General features: G+C 69.4%; 1 protein-coding gene. It reads right to left on the bottom strand.

Annotated elements, in window-relative coordinates:
- On the bottom strand, positions 1-296 hold a 296-nt coding region (locus AC0L2X_RS32535), incomplete at its 3' end, for a hypothetical protein (RefSeq protein ID WP_473601229.1).
- Positions 297-444 lie beyond the last annotated feature (148 nt).

The following is a 444-nucleotide window of genomic DNA, read 5'->3' as shown; positions in this document are numbered from 1 at the left end:
GCCACCGATCCCACTTCTACGGCGAGCATCCCTTCCGAGGCCACCACTGGCGGCAGCACCTCGACTGCCACCGCCCCGGCCGAGGCCACCACTGGCGGCAGCACCTCGACTGCGACCACCCCTACCGAGGCCACCTCCAGCGGCAGCACCTCGACTGCCACCGCCCCTACCGAAGCCACCTCCAGCGGCAGCACCTCAACTGCCACCGCCCCTTCCGAAGCCACCTCCAGCGGCAGCACCTCAACCGCCACAGCCCCGGCCGAGACTACCACCGGCGGCAGCACCTCGACTGCCACCGCTCCTTCGGAAGCCGCCACCGGCGAAAGCAATCATGGCAAGACCACGCTTTCGCACCTCCTCGCCGGCAACGGCAGTTCGACTGCTACCGCCTCCGGCGCTACCACCAGCGATGGCAGTCATGGCAAGACCGCGCTGTCGCACCTC

The sequence above is a fragment of the Mesorhizobium sp. WSM4828 genome (assembly GCF_055811175.1).
Note: the sequence above shows the minus strand (reverse complement) of the source record. Positions and strands in the feature narration are given on the sequence as shown.